Origin of the sequence: Phenylobacterium sp. LH3H17, from assembly GCF_024298925.1 — a bacterium.
GTDB lineage: Bacteria > Pseudomonadota > Alphaproteobacteria > Caulobacterales > Caulobacteraceae > Phenylobacterium.
In genome coordinates this window covers 2,159,584-2,179,230 of sequence record NZ_CP101283.1, presented here as the reverse complement: position 1 = coordinate 2,179,230, position 19,647 = coordinate 2,159,584, and the positions used below count along the sequence as shown (strand labels likewise).

The following is a 19,647-nucleotide window of genomic DNA, read 5'->3' as shown; positions in this document are numbered from 1 at the left end:
CCTGGACAGCCGACCGGCCTCGGTTAAACACACGCCATGACCTTTTCGGCGGTGATCGTGGCGGCGGGATCTAGCACGCGGGCGGGGCCCGGCGCGCCCAAGCCGTGGCGGATGCTGGGCGGCCGGCCGATCCTGCGTTGGTCGGTCGAGGCCCTGGCGGCGGCTGGGGCGCGTGAAATCGTAGTGGTGACCGCGTCGGATCGCCTTGAAGCGGTGAATGACGTCCTGGACGGCCTGGCGAACTGGAAGGCCGTGGCTGGCGGCGCCACGCGGGCGCAGTCGGTCCAGGCCGGTCTCGCCGCCCTGGCAGGCCCTGTCGACGAAGCCGTGCTGATTCACGACGCCGCGCGGCCCTTCGTGACCGGAACCCATGTGGAGGCCTTGCTTGCAGCCCTCGCCGGCGCCGACGGCGCGGTCCCTGCCCTGGCCGTGGCCGACACCCTCAAGCGCGGCGGCGAGGCCATCACGGAAACCGTTTCCCGGGACGGCCTATGGCGCGCCCAGACGCCCCAGGCCTTCCGCCTCGCGACCCTGCGCGAGGCCTACGCTGTCTGGCCCGCCGACGCCGAGCCCACCGACGACGCCGCCGTGGTGGAGCGGGCCGGCGGCCGGGTGGTGATGGTCCCCGGCGACCCCATGCTGATGAAGCTGACCTATCCCGAGGACTTCGCCATGGCCGAACGGCTCACCGGCCAGAACCGCATCGTCAGAATCGGCCAGGGGCTCGACGCCCATCGCTGGGGGCCCGGCGACGCGGTCTGGCTCTGTGGGGTGAGGATCGACCACGACGCCGCCCTGATCGGCCATTCCGACGCCGACGCCGGCCTGCACGCCCTGACCGACGCCATCCTCGGCGCCATCGGCGAGGGGGACATCGGCGAGCACTTCCCGCCGTCCGACCCGCAGTGGAAGGGCGTCTCGTCCGACCGTTTCCTCAGCCACGCGGTCGGCCTGGTGGCGGCCAAGGGCGGGCGAATCCTCAACGCCGACGTCACCCTGGTCTGCGAGCGCCCCAAGATCCGTCCGCATCGCGACGCCATGCGCCGACGCCTCGCCGAGCTGATGGCCCTGCCCCTCGACCGGGTCAGCGTGAAGGCCACCACGACCGAGGGCATGGGCTTCACCGGCCGCGAGGAAGGCCTGCTGGCCCAGGCCGTGGTGTCCGTCGAGACCCCAGCCTAGGCTAGAGCGTGTAGCCGAAATTGGATGCCGGTTTCGGCGGCGATCACGCTCTACACTTTTGAACTAGAGCCTTTTGAACAAATGGCTCTACGGCATCCAGGTCCAGCGCTCTTTGAGCTGGGCGTAGAGCGCGCCGATCAGATTCATGTAGTCGTCGGTCCAGGGCCGCGCGGCAGTGGGGTCGGTGGGTTTCCAGCGCGGATCGGCCTCGTAGGGCTCGATGGCCTTCAGGGTCTTGGTGATCAGTATGGCGTCCTCGGAGGATTCCCAGAGCGGTGGGCTGTCCTCGGCCGCGTCGTGCCGCTGGATCACCGCGAAGCCGCCGGCGGCCTCCGCCACCGCCATGGCCGGGCTGCGGAGCTCCAGGTTGCGGTTCGACAGGTGCAGGATCAGCACCCCGTCCGGCTTCAGCTTGGCCAGATAGCCCTTCACCGCCTCGACGGTCAGCAGGTGGGCCGGCACGGCGTCGGACGAGAAGGCGTCGATCAGCAGGATGTCGAAGTTGTCGTCGGGCTGCTTGGCCAGGGTCAGGCGCGCGTCGCCCAGGACGAAATCGATCACCCCGCTGGCGCAGGTGGTGGTGTAGCTGAAGTGTTTTTTGTCGGTGGAGATCGCGATGACCATCGGGTCGATCTCGAAGAAGGTGAGGTGGTCGCCGGGCCGGGTATAGGCGGCCACCGCCCCGGTCCCCAGGCCCACCGCCCCGATCCGCAGGGGCTTGGTCCCGGCATGGCCTCGCGTGAAGACCTGTCCGATCGGGGTCTCGGGCGCATAATAGACCAGCGGCCGGCAGTCATAGTCCGGATGCTGCGCCTGGGCGCCGTGCAGGGTGGTGCCATGCGACAGCATCCGAACCTGGCCCTTCATGGCCGGGACCGGCATTTCCGACTGGCGGACCACGCCGAAGAAACTGCGCCAGCTCTGGCGGACATCGACCTTGTCGCCCACGACCTCGGCCCCGACCGACAGAATCGCGATGAGGCCGAAAAGCATGATCGCGCGCTGCCGTGAGACGAAGGCCGCCACCACGGCGACGGTCAAGGCCGCGGTCCCCGCCAGGTCCATCTTGTCGCCGAGAAGGTTGAGGCCGGCGAGGATCGGCGCCGCGACGGCTCCAGCCGCGCCGAGGCCGAAGGTGATCCACCGCCAGGGCTCGATATTTCCCCATCCGGGCCGGGCCAGGCAGGCAAGCGCCAGCACGAGGGGATATTCCCAGACGTTGTTGAAGATGACAGGCGCCACGAAGGCGTTGAACGATCCGCCCACCACGCCGCCCAACGACATCCACAGATAGAACTCTGTGAGGTGAGCCGGATTCGGTCGCCTGGCGACCAGGGCCTGATGGCACATGAGCGCCGTCAGGAAGAACGCCGACAGGTGGACGAAGACCTGCAGCAGCAGATGTACGTGCTTGAACGGCAACAGGCCGGCGCAAGCGGCCACCGCCGCGGCCTGCAGGATCAGCGTCGTGTGCTCGGAGATCAGCGGCTTGTCGGAAAAGGCGATGATGAAGGTGCCGAGATAGAGCGCCAGCGGCACCACCCAGATGAACGGCGCCGAGGCCACGTCCGTAGTCAGATGGGTCGTGACCCCCAGCATCAGGCTGGACGGGATGGCCGCGAGCGCGATCCAGACCAGACGCTGGCGCCAGGTCGGCGCGGGTCCGGCCTCGGCCCTGGCGGTCTCGGCCACGACCGAAGGGGCGCGAGAGACGGCCATGGCCAACGCCCCCATGAGCAGGATGAAGGTCCCGTAGCCCAGGCTCCAGCCCAGGGTCTGGTGGCGCAGGGTGGCGAGGGGCTCGACGACGATGGGATAGGCCAGCAGGGCCAGCAGGCTGCCCAGGTTCGACGCGGCGTAGAGGACATAGGGCTCGGCCCCGGTCTCGGCGTGCAGGGTCCGCGCATGCCAGGCCTGGACCAGCGGCGCGGTCGCCGACAGCACCGCGAACGGCGCCCCGATGGAGACCGCCAGCACCCCTAGCAGCCAGAGCGACGGATGCTCCGAGCTCGGTTCCCCGAACACGCCAGTTACATGCAGCGGCAGGGTCAGGGCCGCCAGCAGCAGGGCGGCGCCGTGGACCAGGGCCTGGCCGCGGATCGAGGCGACCCTCTGCAGCAGGTGGGCGTAGCCGTAGCCGGCCAGCAGCGCCCCCTGGAAGAAGGCGATGGAGGTGTTCCAGACCGACGGGCTGCCGCCGAGCAAGGGCAGAACCAGCTTGGCCACCATGGGCTGGACCATGAAGACCAGGCCGGCGCTGGCGAAGATGGTGACGACGAAGAGCGCGGGTGCGACGCTCAAGCTTGGCCGGACGGCCTTTTCAACAGTGGTCATGGGCTCGATTCGGCTTGTATCCGCACGAAGGGCGATGTTGTGGTCTCGCCTTCGCCTTGCCTAGCCATTTGGAGTTCCGCGCCATGTTTTCCCTGGAGATCGTCACCCTGGCGCGGCTGCTGATCGACGAGGCCCGGGAACGGTCCCTGCGGATCGTCACCGCCGAGAGCTGCACCGGCGGACTGGTGGCCGGCGCGATCTGTTCGATCCCCGGCGCCTCCGATGTCTTCGAGCGCGGTTTCATCACCTACACCAACCGCGCCAAGCAGGAGATGCTGGGGGTTCCCGGCGACCTGATCGCCGACCTGGGCGCGGTGTCCGAACCGGTGGCCCGGATGATGGCCGAGGGCGCCCTGGAGGCCTCCAACGCCCACATCGCCGTGGCGGTCACCGGCGTCGCGGGCCCCACGGGCGGCACGCGGCTGAAGCCGGTCGGCACGGTCCACATCGCCACGGCCCGCACCAATCACGGTCTGATGCACCGCGCCGAACTGTTCGACGGCGAGACCCGGGCGGAGATCCAGGAACTGGCGATCCAGGCGGCCCTGCAAGCCCTGCGAGACCGGATGAGTTAGCCGTAGAGCGCCTTAGCTCGCGCCTCGAAGCAGGCCATCAGCTTGTCCACCGCGTGGTGGAAGTTTGCGGAAAGCAGACCGGCGAGCAGACGGGATTTGAATTCGAAATCTATATCGAACTCGATCTTCGTGCCGCCCGGGACCTCGACGAACTTCCAGCGGTTGGCGAGGTGACGGAACGGTCCTGACAGCAGGGCCACGTCGATCTGCCGGCCGTCGGCGTCGCGGCGGACGCGGGTGGAGAACTTCTCCTTCAGGAACGAGAACCCGACCCCGGCCTGGGCGTCGACCAGGCTGACCCCCTGCCCTTCCAGGCGGGCGTTCCAGGTGCGCATGGACTGAATCCACGGCACGAACTGCGGATAGGCCTCGATGTCGCCCACCAGGGCGAAGAGCTGGTCGGGCGTATAGGGCAGCGTCTTCTCGACGTGGTGCTGCAAGTCCCTAGGCCGCCGCGTCCTTGGCGAGCCGCGCGGCCTTCAGCCGGGCGAAGTCCTCGCCGGCATGGTGCGAGGACCTCGTCAGCGGACTGGCCGAGACCATGAGGAAGCCCTTGGCCCGGGCGATCTCCTCATAGGCGCGGAACTCGTCGGGGTGCACGAAACGGTCGACGGCGGCGTGCTTGCGTGTGGGCTGCAGGTACTGGCCGATGGTCAGGAAATCGATCCCGGCCGAGCGCATGTCGTCCATCACCTGCATGACCTCCTCCTTGGTCTCGCCCAGGCCGACCATCAGGCCGGACTTGGTGAACTGGTTGGGGTCGCGCTCCTTCACCCGCTCCAGCAGTCGCAGGGAGTGGAAATAGCGCGCGCCGGGTCGGATCGAGAGATAGAGCCGCGGCACGGTCTCCAGGTTGTGGTTGAAGACGTCCGGCCTTGAATCGATGACCGCCTCGGCGGCCGCCGTCGGCTTCCTCAGGAAGTCCGGCGTCAGGATCTCCACCGTCGTGCCGGGCGCGGCGGCGCGGATCGCATGGACCACCGCGGCGAAGTGGGCCGCGCCCCCATCGGCAAGGTCGTCGCGGTCCACCGAGGTGATGACCACGTGCTTCAGGCCCATCTTGGCCACCGCGTCGCCGACCCGGGAGGGCTCGGTCGGATCCAGCGCATTGGGCTTGCCGGTGGCGACGTTGCAGAAGGCGCAGGCCCGGGTGCAGATCTCGCCCATGATCATCATGGTGGCGTGGTTCTGGCTCCAGCACTCGCCGATGTTCGGGCAGGCCGCCTCCGCGCAGACGGTCGTGAGGCCATGTTCCTTCACGATGGCGCGGGTGGCGTTGTAGCCGGGCGAACCCGGCGCCCGGACACGCAGCCACTCGGGCTTGCGCAGCATCGGGGTGTCCGGCCGGGCCTGCTTCTCGGGATGGCGCGGACGCGCGCCGCTGAGCGTATCGATGACGGTCGCCATGGGGCCTAGATCGTCTTTCGAAGCCTCCGGATCAAGCCGTGATTGAGCGGCCACCCGCCGCATGCTCAAACTCAACGATGATCCGTGCGTCCGTGATCGCCGCCTTGCTCCTGGTTCTCGCGGCTTGCGGACGCGACGAGGCACGCGCGCCGTTTGCCGAAAGCCGGGTCCCGCCCTCGCTCGGCGCGCGGTTCCAGCCGCCCGAGGGCTGGGCCTGGGGCTTCATCCGCACCGGCCTGAATCCCGTCCAGCGCTACGGCGTGGCCAGCACATCGCGGGCGCCGCGCGCCGTGGTGGTTATCGTCCCCGGCTACGGCGAGAGCGCCGAGGTCTGGTTCGAGACGGTCCGCGACCTGGCGGGCGAAGGCTATACGGTCTGGATCCTGGACCGCGCCGGCCAGGGCGGCTCCGAGCGCTTCGTCCTGCCCCGCGACCTGGGCCACGCGCCGAGTTTCGACCCGGACGTCACCGGTCTGATGCACCTGCTGAAAGTCGTGGTCCGGGCGCCGCAGGACATGCCGGTCATCCTGCTGGGACACGCCGACGGCGCGGCCGTGGCCCTGGCCGCGGTCCAATCCGGCCTGAAGGTCGATGGCGTGATCGCATCCTCGCCCTGGCTCTCGGCCGATGTGGCGGAGCCGGCCCCGAAATGGGCGCCCGGCCTCGACCGGCTCGCCGCCCCGGGCTGGAAGGCATGGACCCGCGACGGGCCCGATGACCTCTCCCGGGGGTTCACCCACGACCGCTGGCGGGGCAAGATCGGCCAGGCGTGGCAGACCGCCAATCCTGACCTGCGCATGAGCGGACCGAGCCGCGGCTGGCTCGGCGCGCACCGAGCCGCCAGCCGCAAGGCCATCGAACGGGCCGCCGCCACGCGGGCCCCCATCCTGATGCTAAATCCCGGCGAGCTTGGCGCTTCCCTGTGCCGCGAGGCGCCCCGGTGCCGCGCTGTTCCCGTCCCCGGCGCGCGGCGCGCCCTGCACCTGGAAGCCGATCCCTGGCGCGAAGCCTGGCGAAAGGAGACCCTCGCCTTCATTGCAGCGACCGTCGAGACCCAGCGAAATATCCCGCAGGATCAGTAGGTTCGGCGTGACATTTCCGGCAGGTCGTACGCCTGCTCCCTCACGGCCTGTAACATATCTTTTCAATGACGGGTCCGGGCGATAGGCTCCGCCGCAATGAATATGGCGAGACGATCGGGGAGGTTGTCGCCTTTGTCGCGTACCAATGAATCCACCGGGGCCGGACTGTCGTTGTTCGACGCCCTCATCGAGGCGCGCGCCAAGTACGGCGCGAAGAAGCCGATCCTGGAAGACCAGGAGCGCAATCCGCTCACCTATACCGACCTTATCCGCGGCGCTTTCGCGCTGGGGCGGAAGATCGCCGGCATGACCGACAGGGGCGAGCATGTGGGCATACTGCTCCCGTCCAGCTCGGCCGTGGTGGTCACCTTCTTCGCGCTGCACGCCTTCGGGCGCACGCCGACCATGCTCAACTTCACGGCCGGTATCCGCAACCTGAAGGCCGCTTGCGAACTGGCGGGCGTGAAGCGCGTCCTGACCTCGCATCGCTTCGTCGAGCAGGGCAAGCTGCACGACCTGATCGACGCCCTGGAGACGGTTGCACAGGTCACCTACCTGGAGGACGTGCGCGAGAAGATCGGCATCGCCGACAAGCTGTTCGCCGCCGCGGCGGGCGCCTTTCCGAAGAACTTCCGGGCCGAGACCAAACCCTCTGATCCCGGCGTGATCCTGTTCACTTCAGGCAGTTTCGGCGCCCCGCGCGGAGTGGTCCTGACCCAGGCGAACCTGATCGCCAATGTGAACCAGATCGCCGAGCACATCCCGCTCGATCCCTCATGGGTCATGTTCAATCCCCTGCCCACCTTCCACTGTTTCGGCCTGACCGGCGGGGCGCTGCTGCCGATCCTCAAGGGCATGAAGGCCTTCGAGTATCCCTCTCCGCTGCACGTCAAGCAGATCCCGCCGCTGATCAAGGACACCGGCGCCTCGATCCTGTTCGCCACCGACACCTTCCTCAACCAGTACGCCCGAGTGGCCGAGCGCGACGAGCTGTCGGGCCTGCAGTTCATCGTCTGCGGCGCTGAAAAGGTTCGCGAAGAGACCCACAACCTCATCCGCGACCGGTTCGGCGACGTGCCGGTCCTGGAAGGCTACGGCGCCACCGAGGCCGCCCCCGTAATCGCGGTGAACAAGCCCACCGACAATCGGCGCGGCACGGTCGGCGGCCTCCTGCCGGGCATCGAGACGCGGTTGGAGCCGGTGGAAGGCATCCCTGGCGGCGGCCGGCTCTATGTGCGCGGCGCCAACATCATGGCCGGCTACCTGACCGCCGGCGGCGTGATCGAGGCCCCGCCCGACGGCTGGCACGACACCGGCGACGTGGTCGACCTCACCGACGACGGCTGGATCAAGATCCTGGGGCGGGTGAAGCGCTTCGCCAAGGTCGGCGGCGAGATGGTTTCCCTGACCGCCGCGGAGGACATCGCCACGGCCGTGTGGCCCGAGAGCCGCCATGCCGTAATCGCCATGCCCGATTCCAAGAAGGGCGAACGCCTGGTGCTGGTCACCGACCGCCGCGACGCCGACTCCACGCCCCTGGTCGCCCACGCCCAGGCGATCGGCGCTCCGGAGTTGGCGGTGCCGCGCAAGATCATCAAGGTCACCGAGGTCCCGGTCCTGGGCACCGGCAAGACCGACTATGTGGCGATCCTGCGGATGGCGGAGGCCGACAGCCTCCGGGCCGCCTGACGATCAACCGGCCGTCGTGGCCGGGCTAGGGGGAGACCGCATGTCGAATCTCAGCCTCTGGGCGCCGCGGGTGCTCAGCATCCTGCGGATCATCACCGCCCTGCTCTTCATGCAGCACGGCCTGATGAAGCTGTTCGACTTCCCGGCGCCTCAGCCCGGGGCGCCCGATCCCCTGCCGCCGATGCTGATGGCCGCGGCCTGGCTCGAAGTGGTTGGCGGCGGCCTGATCGCCGTTGGGCTCTTCACCCGCGTGGCGGCCTTCCTCTCCTCGGGCCAGATGGCCGTGGCCTATTTCGTCGCCCATGGCAGCCAGGGCTTCTGGCCGGCGCTGAACGGCGGCGAGCTGGCCATTATGTTCTGCTTCGTCTTCCTCTACCTAGTCTTCGCCGGCCCCGGCCCGTGGAGCCTGGACACGATCGTCCGGAAGAAGAGCTAGCTCGACCGCCCGTCAGATGTGCAGGACCCGCCCGTAGGCGTCGAGGGCCGCCTCGTGCATGGCCTCGCTCATGGTCGGGTGTGGGTAGACGGTGGCCTGCAACTCGGCTTCGGTGGCCTCCATGGTGATGGCCAGGACATAGCCCTGGATCATCTCGGTGACCTCGGCGCCGATCATGTGGGCCCCGATCAGCGCTCCGGTCTTCTCGTCGAAGACGGTCTTCACGAAACCCTCGGTCTCGCCAGAGGCGATGGCCTTCCCGTTCACCTTGAACGGGAAGCGGCCGACCTTGATCGCGATCCCCTGCGCCTTGGCCTGGTCTTCGGTCAGGCCCACCGAGGCGATCTGCGGGCTGGAATAGGTGCAGCCGGGGATCGGCGAGTTGAGGTTCGTGGGTTTCAGTCCCGCAATGTGCTCGACGCAGTGCACCCCCTCGTGGCTGGCCTTGTGGGCGAGCCAGGGCGGGCCGGCCACGTCGCCGATCGCGTAGAGCCCCGCGACGCCCGTGCCGCCGTGGCTGTCGATGACCACGTGGCTCTTCTCGATCTGCACGCCCAAGGCCTCCAGGCCCAGGTCCTCGACATTGCCGACGATGCCCACGGCGACGATGGCGACATCGGCGGTGAGCGTCTCGGCCTTGCCGCCGGCCTCGAGCTCGACCGCGACCCCGGCTTTTGACCTGGTCAGCTTCTTGACGCTGGCCCCGACCCGGAACTTCAGGCCGCGCTTCTCGAAGGCCTTGTGGGCGGCCTTGGAGACCTCTTCGTCCTCCACCGGCAGGATGCGCGGCAGGGCCTCGACGACCGTGACCTCCGAGCCCAGGGCCCGGTAGAAGCTGGCGAACTCGATGCCGATGGCGCCCGAGCCGACGACGATCAACGACTTGGGCGCGGCCTTGGGGACCATGGCCTCGCGATAGGTCCAGACCCGGTCGCCGTCCGGCTCCAGGCCGATGGCCGGGATGGTGCGGGCCCGCGCCCCCGTCGCCAGGATCACGTGCTTGGCCTGGACGGCCCGCGAGCCGCCGGCCTTGAGGGCCACCACGACCTTGGGAGCCCCCTGCCCCTTCTCCAGCTTGGCGGTCCCCTCAATCACCTCGATCTTGTGTTTCTTCATCAGGAAGGCGACGCCGGCGTTGAGCTGGCCGGCCACCTTGCGCGAACGCTCGATGACCTTGCTGAAATCGAACGAGGCCTTGTCGATCTTGATGCCGTAGTCGGCCAGGTGGCTCAGGTTCTCATAGGCCTCGCCGGACTTGAGCAGGGCCTTGGTGGGGATGCAGCCCCAGTTCAGGCAGACCCCGCCCAGGGTCTCGCGCTCGACGATGGCGGTCTTGAAGCCGAGCTGGCTGGCGCGGATGGCGGTCACATAGCCGCCCGGTCCCGACCCGATGATGATGACGTCGAAATCCATGTTCTCAGCCTCAGACGATCATCGTGATCGGGTCTTCGATCAGGGCCTTGAAGGCCTGCAGCCAGCGGGCGCCGATGGCCCCGTCGACCACGCGGTGATCGCAGGTGAGCGTGACGGACATGACGGTGGCGATGGTCAGCTCGCCGTTCTTCACGACCGGGCGCTGCTCGCCAACGCCCACCGACAGGATGGCGCCCTGGGGCTCGTTCAGGATCGAGGCGAACGACTTGATGCCGAACATGCCCAGGTTTGACACCGAGAAGGTGCCGCCCTGGAACTCCTCGGGCTTCAACTTGCGGCTCCGGGCGCGCTCGGCCAGGTCCTTGGACTCGACGGCGATCTGCGCCAGGCCCTTGGTCTCGCACTTACGGATGATCGGAGTGATGAGGCCACCGTCGATGGCCACGGCCATGGCGATGTCGGCGTTGTGGTGCATGGCGATGCCCTCGGGCGAATAGGAGGCGTTGGCCTCCGGCACCCGCTTCAAGGCCACGGCCGCGGCCTTCAGCACCAGATCGTTGACGCTGACCTTGATCCCCTGCTTCTCCAGCATCGCATTGATCTTGGCGCGGCTGGCCAGCAGGGCGTCGATCTCCAGGTCGATGGTCAACGGAAAGTGCGGCACGTCGCGGAAGCTGTCGGTCAACCGACGCGCCACGGTCTTCCTCATGCCGTCCAGCGGGATCAGGTCGTAGGTCCCGTCCGGGATGCCCATCTGGGCCAGGCTCTGTACTTGGCGGGCCGGCGCGGGCGCTCCGGGGGCGGGAGCCGCGGCCGGCGCCTTGGCCGAGGGCGTGGCGACCTCGACGTCGCGCTTGATGATCCGGCCGTGCGGGCCGGACCCCTGCACCTGGCCGAGGTCGAGACCCTTCTGTTCGGCGATTCGTCGGGCCAGGGGCGAGGCGAAGACCCGCTCGCCATTGGCTTGAGCGGCGGGGGCCTGGGGCGCGGGGGCGGCCTTGGCGCTCGGCGACGGCTCAGCCGCGGCGGCCTTGGCGGGTTCAGCGGCCTTGGGAGCCTCAGCCTTGGGAGCGTCAGCCTTGGGCGCGGGCGGGGCGGAGCCGCCGTCCTCGCCGGAGAGCCGGGCGATAGGCGTATTGACCTTCACGCCTTCCGAACCCTCGGCGACCAGGATGTCCTCGATGACACCCTCGTCGACGGCTTCCACCTCCATGGTGGCCTTGTCGGTCTCGATCTCGGCGATCACGTCGCCGGAGGAGACCTTGTCCCCCTTCTTCACGTGCCATTTGGCGAGAGTGCCCTCCTCCATGGTCGGAGACAGGGCGGGCATCAGGACATCGATGGACATGGCTTTTCTGAACTCGTCAGGAAGGTTCTAGCGACAGGCGCGCCAGTTGGTCGGCGTTGGCCTCCCAGTTGGCGCCGTCGAAGGCGGTGATCTCGAGGTGGACGGCCTCGTCCAGGCAGCGGGCGTTGACCGACCAGCCGTCGGGATTGGAGCGCGGCCGATAGAAGCTCTTGATGCCGCACTCTGAGCAGAACAGGTGGCGCGCCACCCGGCTGTTGAAGGTGTACTCCGCCAGGCGCTCGGCGCCCTTGGTCAGCCGGAACCGGCTCTGCGGCACGATGATGTGCAGATAGCCGGTCTTGGCGCACATGGAGCAGTTGCAGCTCTGCGCCTCGACGACCTCCGGCAAGGCCACCTCGAACCGCACGCCGCCACAATGGCAACCGCCGGCGTGCCAGGCGAACCCGTCGGTCATTGGATGGTCCTCACAAGCGTCAAGTCGCCGCTCGCAGGACCGGAAGGCCGCCCCACGCTGACGACGAGATCGTCCACTGCGCAAATCTTTCCCTTGCTGCCCGTAGCGACCCACAGGACCGCGTCGCCTTCGCCTCCCTTGAAGCGATGCTCGATAGCGACGTCATGAGCGCCTTCCACCCCGTCGCAGGCGTGAACCAAGACGGCGGCGAGGTCAGCGCCGCGTAGCGCGCTCCAAGGTTCCTCTGCGCTCATCATGATTCGATCGCGGTCCCACGGCTCGCAGATCCTTCCGACGACACCGACGCCGAAGTCGACCGCGCCGGTCTGCACCCACGAGAGCTCCAGATCGGGGCAGTCTTTGAAGGCCAGCAGAACGGAGCCACCAAGGCATATCATTGGCGCCTCTAGGTCGCGCACAACATCAGGCGTGTCGCTGCCGGGCAGAGCCAAAAAAGCGAGTCCGACCAAGCCCCGGTTCAATCGGGGCCGGTAGATCGCCTCCCAGTCTGGAGCGGCGTTCATCATTTGTAGCAGACCGCCTTGGCCGCCCTGACGATGTCCTCCACCGACGGCAGCGACAGCGCCTCCAGATTGGCGGCGTAGGGCAGCGGCACGTCCTTCTGGCAGACCCGCGCGGGCGGGGCGTCCAGATAGTCGAAGGCGTGCTCGATGACCCGGGCGATCACCTCGGCGCCGACCCCCATCGGGCCCCAGCCTTCCTCGGCGGTGACCAGGCGGTTGGTCTTCTTCACGCTCGCCACGATGGTCTCGTGGTCCAGGGGACGCAGGGTGCGCAGGTCGACAACCTCGGCCTCGATACCCTCCGCCGCCAGTTCTTCGGCGGCCTTGAGCGCCATGCCCACCATCCGCGAGTGGGCGGTGATGGTGACGTCCTTGCCGGCCCGGCGGACCTTGGCCTTGCCGATGGGCACGACCCAGTCGATCCCCTCGGGAACGTCGAACTCCTGGCCATACATCATCTCGTGCTCGAGGAAGACGACGGGGTTCGGGTCGCGGATGGCGGCCTTCAACAGGCCCTTGGCGTCGGCGGCGTCATAGGGCGCCACAACCTTCAGGCCGGGCACCTGGGCGTACCAGGAGGAATAGTCCTGGCTGTGCTGGGCGCCGACCCGGGAGGCCGCGCCGTTGGGTCCGCGGAACACGACCGAGCACCGGATCTGGCCGCCGGACATGTAGAGGGTCTTGGCCGCGGAATTGATGATGTGGTCGATCGCCTGCATGGCGAAGTTCCAGGTCATGAACTCGACGATGGGCTTCAGGCCGGCCATGGCCGCTCCGACGCCCAGGCCCGCGAACCCATGCTCGGTGATCGGGGTGTCGATGACCCGCTTGTCGCCGAACTCCTGGAGCAGGTCGCGCGAGACCTTGTAGGCGCCCTGGTACTGGGCGACTTCCTCGCCCATCAGGAACACCTTGTCGTCGGCGCGCATCTCCTCGGCCATGGCGTCGCGCAGGGCGTCGCGGATGGTGGTCTTGACCAGCTTCACGCCTTCCGGGAGCTCCGGATCACGCAGCTCGATCCTGGGGACGACGGGTGCGGCCGGCGACTCGGCTTGGGCCGGTTGCGGTTGCGGCTGCGGCGCCTCGGCGACGGGTTCGGACTTGGACTCGCCATTGGATTTGGGCGCGGGAGCGGCCACGCCGTCGCCGCCGGACAGACGGGCGATGGGGGTGTTGACCTTCACCTCCTCGGTGCCCTCGGCGACCAGGATCTCCTCGATCACGCCCTCGTCGACGGCCTCCACCTCCATGGTCGCCTTGTCGGTCTCGATCTCGGCGATGACGTCGCCGGAGCGTACGGAATCACCCTTCTTCACATGCCACTTTGCGAGCGTGCCCTCCTCCATGGTCGGAGACAGGGCGGGCATCAGGACGTCGGTCACTGGGCGGCCTCCAGATAGACGTCCGTATAAAGCTCGGAGGGGTCAGGTTCGGGGCTGGTGCGGGCGAACTCCGCCGCGTCGGCGACGATGCGCTTGACCTCGGCGTCGATGGCCTTCAGCGCCGCCTCGTCGGCCCAGCCCTCCTTGGCCAGCCGTTCCTGCAGGTGGTCGATGGGGTCGCGGGTCTTGCGCACCTCGTCGACCTCATCGCGGGTCCGGTACTTGGCCGGGTCGCTCATGGAGTGGCCGCGATAGCGGTAGGTCTTCATCTCGAGGATATAGGGACCGGCGCCGGAACGGGCGTGGGCGGCCGCCTTGCCGGCCGCGGCCTTGACCGCCAGCACGTCCATGCCGTCGACCTCCTCGCCGGGAATCCGGAACGAGGCGCCGCGCTTGTGGAGGTGCGTCTCCGACGAGGAACGCTCGATGGAGGTGCCCATGGCGTATTGGTTGTTCTCGATCACATAGACGACCGGCAGGCTCCAGAGCTGGGCCATGTTGAAGCTCTCATAGACCTGCCCCTGGTTGGCGGCGCCGTCGCCGAAATAGGTGAAGCTGACCTTCTTGTTGTCCCGGTAGTGGTTGGCCAAGGCCAGGCCGGTGCCCAGCGCCACCTGCGCTCCCACGATGCCGTGGCCGCCGTAGAAATCGGCCTCGGTCGAGAACATGTGCATGGAGCCGCCCTTGCCCTTGGAGGAGCCGCCGGCCCGGCCGGTCAGTTCGGCCATGACCTCGCGCGGATCCATGCCGCAGGCGAGCATGTGGCCGTGGTCTCGGTAGCCGGTGATCACCTGGTCACCCGGCTCCTTGATCGCCTGGACGCCGACCGCGATCGCCTCCTGCCCGATGTAGAGGTGGCAGAAACCGCCGATCAGGCCCATGCCGTAGAGCTGCCCCGCCCGCTCCTCGAAGCGTCGGATCAGCAGCATGTCGCGATAGTATTTGAGCAGTTCGTCCTGGGTCACAGGTCCTTCAGATACACCGTTGACACCGGTGTCAGTACTCTTCCGCCGAGCAGCAGAGGCCGCTTGCCCACGCGCCATACGTCTCTCCCGTAGGAATGCATCATCGCGGTTACGCTCCGCGTTTCCGATCGCTTAGAACGACTGAGTCCGCCCTAAGGCTTCACGCGGATCACATAGTCGTTCGGGTGGGCGAAGCCTAGCAGGGAACGCGCGCGTTCTTCCAGCAAGTCGGCGGATAGGCTCGTATCGCGCATAAGCTGGGCGCGCGCCTCAAGGTCCTGCCTCTGAGTACGCAGGGTTTCCAACTCGAGGGTCTTGGCCGCGAGCGTTGCGTCGCGCTGGGTCGACGACAACAGGCCCCGATCACCCGTGAAGGCGTGGAACCCGAAATAGACGATCAGGAACGCCAGGGCCGCTGTGGGCAGGTAGGAACGAAGGCGATCGAACACGGGCGAATCTGAGACTCCTGAACGCCGCTATCTCACGCAATCGTGCTTAATTTACGGTTACGTCGCCAGCTTCCGCCGTCCCCTGCGGCGACAGGAGCACGGCCACGACCATGTCCGCCGTAACGTTGAACAGCGTCTTGAACATGTCGGGGATGGAATCGATGGCGATGAGCAGGGCCAGGCCCTCCAGGGGCAGGCCGAACGCCGAATAGAGCGGCGCCTGCAGCATCAGGCCGGCCGATGGCACCCCGGGCGTTGTCGCGCCGATCAGGATGCCCGCTCCGGCGCTGGCCGCGATGGCCAACGGCGTGAGTTCCAGGCCGTAGAGACGCGCGACGAAGGCGACGCCCAGGATGGTGGCGATGGCGTGCTGCAGCTTGAAGGTCGAGACCGCCACCGGCAGCACCAGGTCGGCGACCTCTGGCCGCAGCCGCAGGTCGTCGCGCCCGGCCTTGATCAGGGCCGGCAGGCTGGCGAGCGACGACCTGGAACTGAGTCCCACGGCCTGGACCGGCAGCATGGCCACGGCGAACCTGCGCCAACCGACCCGGCCGCCGAACACGGCCAGCGGATAGAGCAGCAAGGTCCCCAGCAGATAGAGCCCGATGGAGACGGCCAGGAAGTAGCCCACCGCCCCCGCCCCGGCCGCGCCCAGACTGACCCCGAGGGCGAAGCTCAGGGCCAGGACCCCGATCGGGGCCAGGGCCACCACCCAGCGGACCAGGATGATCATCACCTCGGCCACGGCGCGGAACGCCTCGACCACCTTGGAGCGTGTCGCGGGCGGGGCGTTGGTGGTGGCGAGCGCGAACGCCACCGTGAACACCAGCAGCGGCAACAATGCGCCGTCGGCCGCGGCCTTGAACGCATTCGCCGGCACCAGGGAGACCAGCCATTCGGATGGGGTGACCGGCGCCGCCGGCGGCGGCTGGGCGGCCTGGGCCATCAGGGCGCTCGTGGCGGCCGGATCCAGTCGCACGGCGCTCATCAGGGCCGGACTGACCGCGAAGCTGGCCAGGGTGAAGGCCGCGAGCAGGCCCATGAACAGAAGCAGCATCCGCAGGCTCAGCGCGCCGGTCTGTTTCAGGTCGCCCGATCCGGCGATGGCGACCACCAGCAGCGGGACGATCAGCGGAATGACCGTCATACGCAAGGCGTTGACCCAGAGCTGGCCGATCGGCGCCATGATCGCCTGAGCCCGCTCGCCCCAGGCGGCGCCGTGACCCAGGACGCCAAGGGTCAGGCCGAGCGCCAGGGCGGCGATCACCCACGCCGCCGATGATGTCGCAGGCCGCTTCATCCCCACCCCTAGGTCCCGGTCGTCGGAGCCTACAGGCGCTGGACGAGGATTCGAAACCCGGCCTTTGCCTAGAGGTGCTTGATCGCCTTGGCGCCCAGATAGATGGCCTGGTCGCCCAGCTCCTCCTCGATGCGCAGCAGCTGGTTGTACTTGGCCGTCCGGTCGGAGCGCGACAGCGAGCCGGTCTTGATCTGCCCGCAGTTGGTGGCGACGGCCAGGTCGGCGATGGTGGCGTCCTCGGTCTCACCCGAGCGGTGGCTCATCACGGCCGTGTAGGCAGCGCGGTGGGCCATGTCGACGGCGTCGAGGGTCTCCGACAAGGTGCCGATTTGGTTGACCTTGACCAGGATGGAGTTGGCCAGGCCGCCTTGGACGCCCAGCGCCGAGAGCCGTGCCGGATTGGTGACGAAGAGATCGTCGCCCACGAGCTGGATCTTGCCCCCCAGCCGCTCGGTGAGCAGCTTCCAGCCCTCTAGGTCGTCCTCGGCCATCCCGTCCTCGATGGTGACAATGGGGAACTTGGCGACCAGGCCGGCCAGGTAGTCGACCATGCCGGCCGGATCGAGGCTCTTGCCCTCCCCGTCCATGACGTACTTGCCGCCCTTGAAGAACTCCGTGGAGGCGGCGTCGAGGCCCAGATGGAAGTCATCGCCGGCCTTGTAGCCCGCGGCCTGGCCCGCCTTGACGATGAAGGCCAGGGCCTCTTCGGCCGAGCCGATATTGGGGGCGAAGCCGCCTTCGTCGCCGACATTGGTGTTGTGGCCGGCGTCGTGCAGCGCCTTCTTCAGGGCATGGAAGATCTCCGCGCCCATGCGTAGGCCCTCGGCGAAGGTGTCTGCGCCGGTGGGCAGGATCATGAATTCCTGGATGTCGATGGGATTGTCGGCGTGGGCGCCGCCATTGATGATGTTCATCATCGGCACCGGAAGGACGCGGGCCGACACCCCACCCACATACTTGTAGAGCGGCAGGCCAGCGCTGATCGCGGCTGCCTTGGCGGCGGCCAGGCTGACCCCCAGGATGGCGTTGGCGCCCAGGCGCGACTTGTTAGGCGTGCCGTCCAGTTCGATCAGCAGCTTGTCCAGCCGGCGCTGATCCTCGGCGTCGACGCCGGAGAGGGCGTCGTAGATCTCGCCATTGACCGCATCCACCGCCTGCCGGACGCCCTTGCCCAGATAGCGCTTCTTGTCGCCGTCCCGCTTCTCGACCGCCTCGTGGGCGCCGGTGGAGGCGCCGGACGGCACCGCGGCGCGGCCCAGGGCGCCGTCTTCCAGGATCACGTCCACCTCGACCGTCGGGTTGCCGCGGCTGTCCAGGATCTCCCGGGCGGTGATGTCGACGATCTCGGTCATGGAAGCTCCTTGGCGCTTAGGCGAAACGGCCGGGGACCCTTAGCCAGCTTCGACCGCCGGGGCAATCTAGCGGGACCTCTTGAGCTTGGCCGGGCTTCGTGACGTTCTGGCCCGCGTGACCCAGGCCTTCATCCTGCTGGAGGACGGAAAGCCCGTCGCCGACATGTGCGGCGACCTCGTCGTACCGTGGTGGAGCTTCGGCAAGACCCTCATCGCCGCCACAGCCCTGCGCCTGGTCGAACAGGGGCGGCTGTCCCTCGACGATCAACGGGAGGGCCACCGGCTGGGCGACCTGCTACGCCACGAGGCCGGCTTGCGCGACTACGGCTGGGTGGACACCTATCATCGCGACGTGGCGCGGGGCGCGACGCCCTGGGGCCGCGAGGAGATGCTCGACCGGGCCAAGGCCGAACAGCCGCTGTTCGTCGCCGGCCAGGGCTGGTCCTATTCGAACATCGGTTACATGTACGCCCGTGAACGGATCGAACAGGCCCATGGCGGCGATCTGGGCCAGGCCGCGCGCGACCTGGTGTTCGCGCCGCTGGGCGTCGAGGACTCGCGCCTGGCGACGGCCGCCAGCGACCTGGACAAGGTCGAGATGGGCGCGGCGCGCGGCTACGACCCCCGCTGGGTCTATCACGGCCTGTTCGTGGGCCCCCTGAGGTCCGCCGCGGTCCTGCTGGACGGCCTGCTGGGAGCGCGATCACCGCTGTCGGAAGTCTCCCGCGCCCTGATGGCGGCGCGGCGCCAACTGCCCGAGCACAATCGCCCACCCTGGTCCGGGGCCGCCTACGGCCTGGGCCTCATGTGTCCGACGACCCCTGAGGGCTGGATCGCGGCAGGCCACACTGGCGGCGGCCCGGGCAGCGTGGTGGCAGTCTACCGGCGAATGGACGGCCCGAAGCGGACCGCCGCGGCCTTCTCGCTGGGAGAGGACCAGACCCCCGTAGAGGCCTTGACCGTGCGGCTGCTTCAGACCGGCGCGCCTTGACTTGACCCGAGGCGGTCCGATTGATGAGCCCATGCTGCTCATCGAAAAGAACGCCGACGGCGTCGCCGTCGTGACCCTGAACCGGCCCGAGGCCATGAACGCGCTCTCCAAGGCCTTGCGCGCGGAACTGCATAGGGGGCTGCTGGCCCTGGAGGCCGATCCCGAGGTGCGGGTCATCGTCCTGACAGGGGCCGGCGAACGGGCCTTCACCGCGGGCCTGGACCTCAAGGAGCTGGGCGGCGACCCGGACGGCCTGCGCGCCGCCAACGCCGTCGAACCCACCGAGAACCCCGCCTGGGCGGTGATCGCCTGCAAGAAGCCGGTGATCGGCGCCATCAACGGCGTGGCCATCACGGGCGGCTTCGAACTGGCGCTCGCCTGCGACGTACTGATCTGCTCGACCAACGCCCGGTTCGCCGACACCCATGCCCGTGTCGGCATCACGCCGGGGTGGGGCCTCTCGCAGAAGCTCTCGCGCACGATCGGCCCCTATCGCGCCAAGGAGCTGTCGCTCAGCGGCAACTTCCTCGACGCCAAGACCGCCTATGAGTGGGGCCTGGCCAATCGCGTCGTCGAGCCCGCCGAGCTCATGCCGGCGGCGCTGAAGCTGGCGGCGGAGATGGCCACCATCGAGGCCGACATGCTGGTCACCTACAAGGCGATGATCGACGACGGGTACGAGCTGTCGCTACGCCGTGGCCTGGAGCTGGAGCACGCCCGTTCCACGGTCCACAACCGACACGTGACCCCCGAGATGGTCGAGGCCCGCCGCGCCGGAATCCAGGCGCGGGGTCGCGGCCAGGGCTGACCGCAAAGCAAAACCGCCCCGCAGGCCAGGCCTG

General features: G+C 68.3%; 19 protein-coding genes. 7 read left to right on the top strand and 12 right to left on the bottom strand.

The genetic code is table 11. The annotated features are described in order from the left end of the window. Positions 1–36 precede the first annotated feature (36 nt). Positions 37–1,182, top strand: a complete 1,146-nt coding sequence (locus M9M90_RS10760; protein ID WP_254833242.1) for a bifunctional 2-C-methyl-D-erythritol 4-phosphate cytidylyltransferase/2-C-methyl-D-erythritol 2,4-cyclodiphosphate synthase — start codon at positions 37–39, stop codon at positions 1,180–1,182. 87 nt (positions 1,183–1,269) lie between these two features. On the opposite strand, the gene M9M90_RS10755 is transcribed toward M9M90_RS10760, so the two are convergent. Beyond that, a complete protein-coding gene (locus tag M9M90_RS10755) occupies positions 1,270–3,483 on the bottom strand; it encodes a spermidine synthase (protein ID WP_254833241.1) in 2,214 nt (737 codons plus the stop codon). 116 nt (positions 3,484–3,599) lie between these two features. Here M9M90_RS10755 and M9M90_RS10750 point away from each other — a divergent pair, with 116 nt between their 5' ends. Continuing rightward, a complete protein-coding gene (locus tag M9M90_RS10750) occupies positions 3,600–4,091 on the top strand; it encodes a CinA family protein (RefSeq protein WP_254833240.1) in 492 nt (163 codons plus the stop codon). Here the strand turns inward: M9M90_RS10750 and M9M90_RS10745 are convergent. Both M9M90_RS10745 and lipA read right to left on the bottom strand, forming a co-directional pair. Beyond that, complete coding sequence (locus M9M90_RS10745) at positions 4,088–4,531, bottom strand: type II toxin-antitoxin system RatA family toxin (RefSeq protein WP_254833239.1); 444 nt, start codon at positions 4,529–4,531, stop codon at positions 4,088–4,090. The two genes, M9M90_RS10750 and M9M90_RS10745, sit on opposite strands and share 4 nt — an antisense overlap. Before the next feature lie 4 nt (positions 4,532–4,535). Next, positions 4,536–5,498: a lipoyl synthase gene (gene lipA, locus M9M90_RS10740; protein WP_254833238.1), complete on the bottom strand. Its 963-nt coding sequence runs from the start codon at positions 5,496–5,498 to the stop codon at positions 4,536–4,538. A gap of 77 nt (positions 5,499–5,575) precedes the next feature. Between lipA and M9M90_RS10735 the strand changes: the two genes are divergently transcribed. From M9M90_RS10735 to M9M90_RS10725, 3 genes are all read left to right on the top strand, one after another. Next, on the top strand, positions 5,576–6,580 hold the full coding sequence (locus M9M90_RS10735) for an alpha/beta fold hydrolase (protein WP_254833237.1): 1,005 nt from the start codon (positions 5,576–5,578) through the stop codon (positions 6,578–6,580). A gap of 132 nt (positions 6,581–6,712) precedes the next feature. Next, positions 6,713–8,269, top strand: a complete 1,557-nt coding sequence (locus M9M90_RS10730; protein WP_254833236.1) for an AMP-binding protein — start codon at positions 6,713–6,715, stop codon at positions 8,267–8,269. 40 nt (positions 8,270–8,309) lie between these two features. Further along, a complete protein-coding gene (locus M9M90_RS10725; protein ID WP_254833235.1) occupies positions 8,310–8,705 on the top strand; it encodes a DoxX family protein in 396 nt (131 codons plus the stop codon). A gap of 12 nt (positions 8,706–8,717) precedes the next feature. On the opposite strand, the gene lpdA is transcribed toward M9M90_RS10725, so the two are convergent. The 9 genes from lpdA to eno all read right to left on the bottom strand — a co-directional run bounded on the left by lpdA (position 8,718) and on the right by eno (position 17,814). Beyond that, positions 8,718–10,118, bottom strand: a complete 1,401-nt coding sequence (lpdA, locus tag M9M90_RS10720) for a dihydrolipoyl dehydrogenase (protein WP_254833234.1) — start codon at positions 10,116–10,118, stop codon at positions 8,718–8,720. A gap of 10 nt (positions 10,119–10,128) precedes the next feature. Continuing rightward, the gene (locus M9M90_RS10715) at positions 10,129–11,427 is read right to left on the bottom strand and encodes a pyruvate dehydrogenase complex dihydrolipoamide acetyltransferase (protein ID WP_254833233.1); all 1,299 of its coding nucleotides are present in this window, start codon (positions 11,425–11,427) and stop codon (positions 10,129–10,131) included. A 16-nt stretch (positions 11,428–11,443) separates the two neighbouring features. Next, positions 11,444–11,842 (bottom strand): GFA family protein, encoded by a 399-nt coding sequence (locus M9M90_RS10710; RefSeq protein WP_254833232.1) that lies wholly within the window; start codon positions 11,840–11,842, stop codon positions 11,444–11,446. Next, positions 11,839–12,369 carry a hypothetical protein gene (locus M9M90_RS10705; RefSeq protein WP_254833231.1) on the bottom strand — a complete coding sequence of 177 codons (531 nt, stop codon included), beginning with the start codon at positions 12,367–12,369 and terminating at the stop codon, positions 11,839–11,841. The genes M9M90_RS10710 and M9M90_RS10705 overlap by 4 nt, the downstream gene beginning before the upstream one ends. Then, positions 12,366–13,748: a pyruvate dehydrogenase complex E1 component subunit beta gene (locus M9M90_RS10700; RefSeq protein WP_254833230.1), complete on the bottom strand. Its 1,383-nt coding sequence runs from the start codon at positions 13,746–13,748 to the stop codon at positions 12,366–12,368. The genes M9M90_RS10705 and M9M90_RS10700 overlap by 4 nt, the downstream gene beginning before the upstream one ends. Next, a complete protein-coding gene (gene pdhA / locus M9M90_RS10695; RefSeq protein ID WP_254833229.1) occupies positions 13,745–14,791 on the bottom strand; it encodes a pyruvate dehydrogenase (acetyl-transferring) E1 component subunit alpha in 1,047 nt (348 codons plus the stop codon). The genes M9M90_RS10700 and pdhA overlap by 4 nt, the downstream gene beginning before the upstream one ends. 74 nt (positions 14,792–14,865) lie before the next feature. After that, positions 14,866–15,162: a septum formation initiator family protein gene (locus M9M90_RS10690; RefSeq protein ID WP_254833228.1), complete on the bottom strand. Its 297-nt coding sequence runs from the start codon at positions 15,160–15,162 to the stop codon at positions 14,866–14,868. Between the two features lie 46 nt (positions 15,163–15,208). Next, positions 15,209–16,462: a dicarboxylate/amino acid:cation symporter gene (locus M9M90_RS10685; protein WP_254833227.1), complete on the bottom strand. Its 1,254-nt coding sequence runs from the start codon at positions 16,460–16,462 to the stop codon at positions 15,209–15,211. Between the two features lie 68 nt (positions 16,463–16,530). Then, positions 16,531–17,814 carry a phosphopyruvate hydratase gene (gene eno / locus M9M90_RS10680; protein ID WP_254833226.1) on the bottom strand — a complete coding sequence of 428 codons (1,284 nt, stop codon included), beginning with the start codon at positions 17,812–17,814 and terminating at the stop codon, positions 16,531–16,533. Between the two features lie 85 nt (positions 17,815–17,899). On the opposite strand from eno, the gene M9M90_RS10675 reads away from it, so the two are divergent. Both M9M90_RS10675 and M9M90_RS10670 read left to right on the top strand, forming a co-directional pair. Continuing rightward, the gene (locus tag M9M90_RS10675; protein WP_254833225.1) at positions 17,900–18,805 is read left to right on the top strand and encodes a serine hydrolase; all 906 of its coding nucleotides are present in this window, start codon (positions 17,900–17,902) and stop codon (positions 18,803–18,805) included. A 31-nt stretch (positions 18,806–18,836) separates the two neighbouring features. Further along, entirely contained in the window at positions 18,837–19,613 is a 777-nt protein-coding gene (locus tag M9M90_RS10670; protein WP_254833224.1) for an enoyl-CoA hydratase, read from the top strand. The last annotated feature ends 34 nt before the right edge of the window (positions 19,614–19,647 follow it).

Coding starts and splice junctions, on each gene's coding strand:
- eno (WP_254833226.1), bottom strand. CDS start 17,814: ATGACCGAGATCGTCGACATCACCGCCCGGGAGATCCTGGACAGCCGC.
- pdhA (WP_254833229.1), bottom strand. CDS start 14,791: ATGGCGCGTGGGCAAGCGGCCTCTGCTGCTCGGCGGAAGAGTACTGAC.
- M9M90_RS10705 (WP_254833231.1), bottom strand. CDS start 12,369: ATGATGAACGCCGCTCCAGACTGGGAGGCGATCTACCGGCCCCGATTG.
- M9M90_RS10715 (WP_254833233.1), bottom strand. CDS start 11,427: ATGTCCATCGATGTCCTGATGCCCGCCCTGTCTCCGACCATGGAGGAG.
- lipA (WP_254833238.1), bottom strand. CDS start 5,498: ATGGCGACCGTCATCGATACGCTCAGCGGCGCGCGTCCGCGCCATCCC.
- M9M90_RS10670 (WP_254833224.1), top strand. CDS start 18,837: ATGCTGCTCATCGAAAAGAACGCCGACGGCGTCGCCGTCGTGACCCTG.
- M9M90_RS10725 (WP_254833235.1), top strand. CDS start 8,310: ATGTCGAATCTCAGCCTCTGGGCGCCGCGGGTGCTCAGCATCCTGCGG.
- M9M90_RS10735 (WP_254833237.1), top strand. CDS start 5,576: ATGATCCGTGCGTCCGTGATCGCCGCCTTGCTCCTGGTTCTCGCGGCT.
- M9M90_RS10760 (WP_254833242.1), top strand. CDS start 37: ATGACCTTTTCGGCGGTGATCGTGGCGGCGGGATCTAGCACGCGGGCG.
- M9M90_RS10750 (WP_254833240.1), top strand. CDS start 3,600: ATGTTTTCCCTGGAGATCGTCACCCTGGCGCGGCTGCTGATCGACGAG.
- M9M90_RS10685 (WP_254833227.1), bottom strand. CDS start 16,462: ATGAAGCGGCCTGCGACATCATCGGCGGCGTGGGTGATCGCCGCCCTG.
- lpdA (WP_254833234.1), bottom strand. CDS start 10,118: ATGGATTTCGACGTCATCATCATCGGGTCGGGACCGGGCGGCTATGTG.
- M9M90_RS10710 (WP_254833232.1), bottom strand. CDS start 11,842: ATGACCGACGGGTTCGCCTGGCACGCCGGCGGTTGCCATTGTGGCGGC.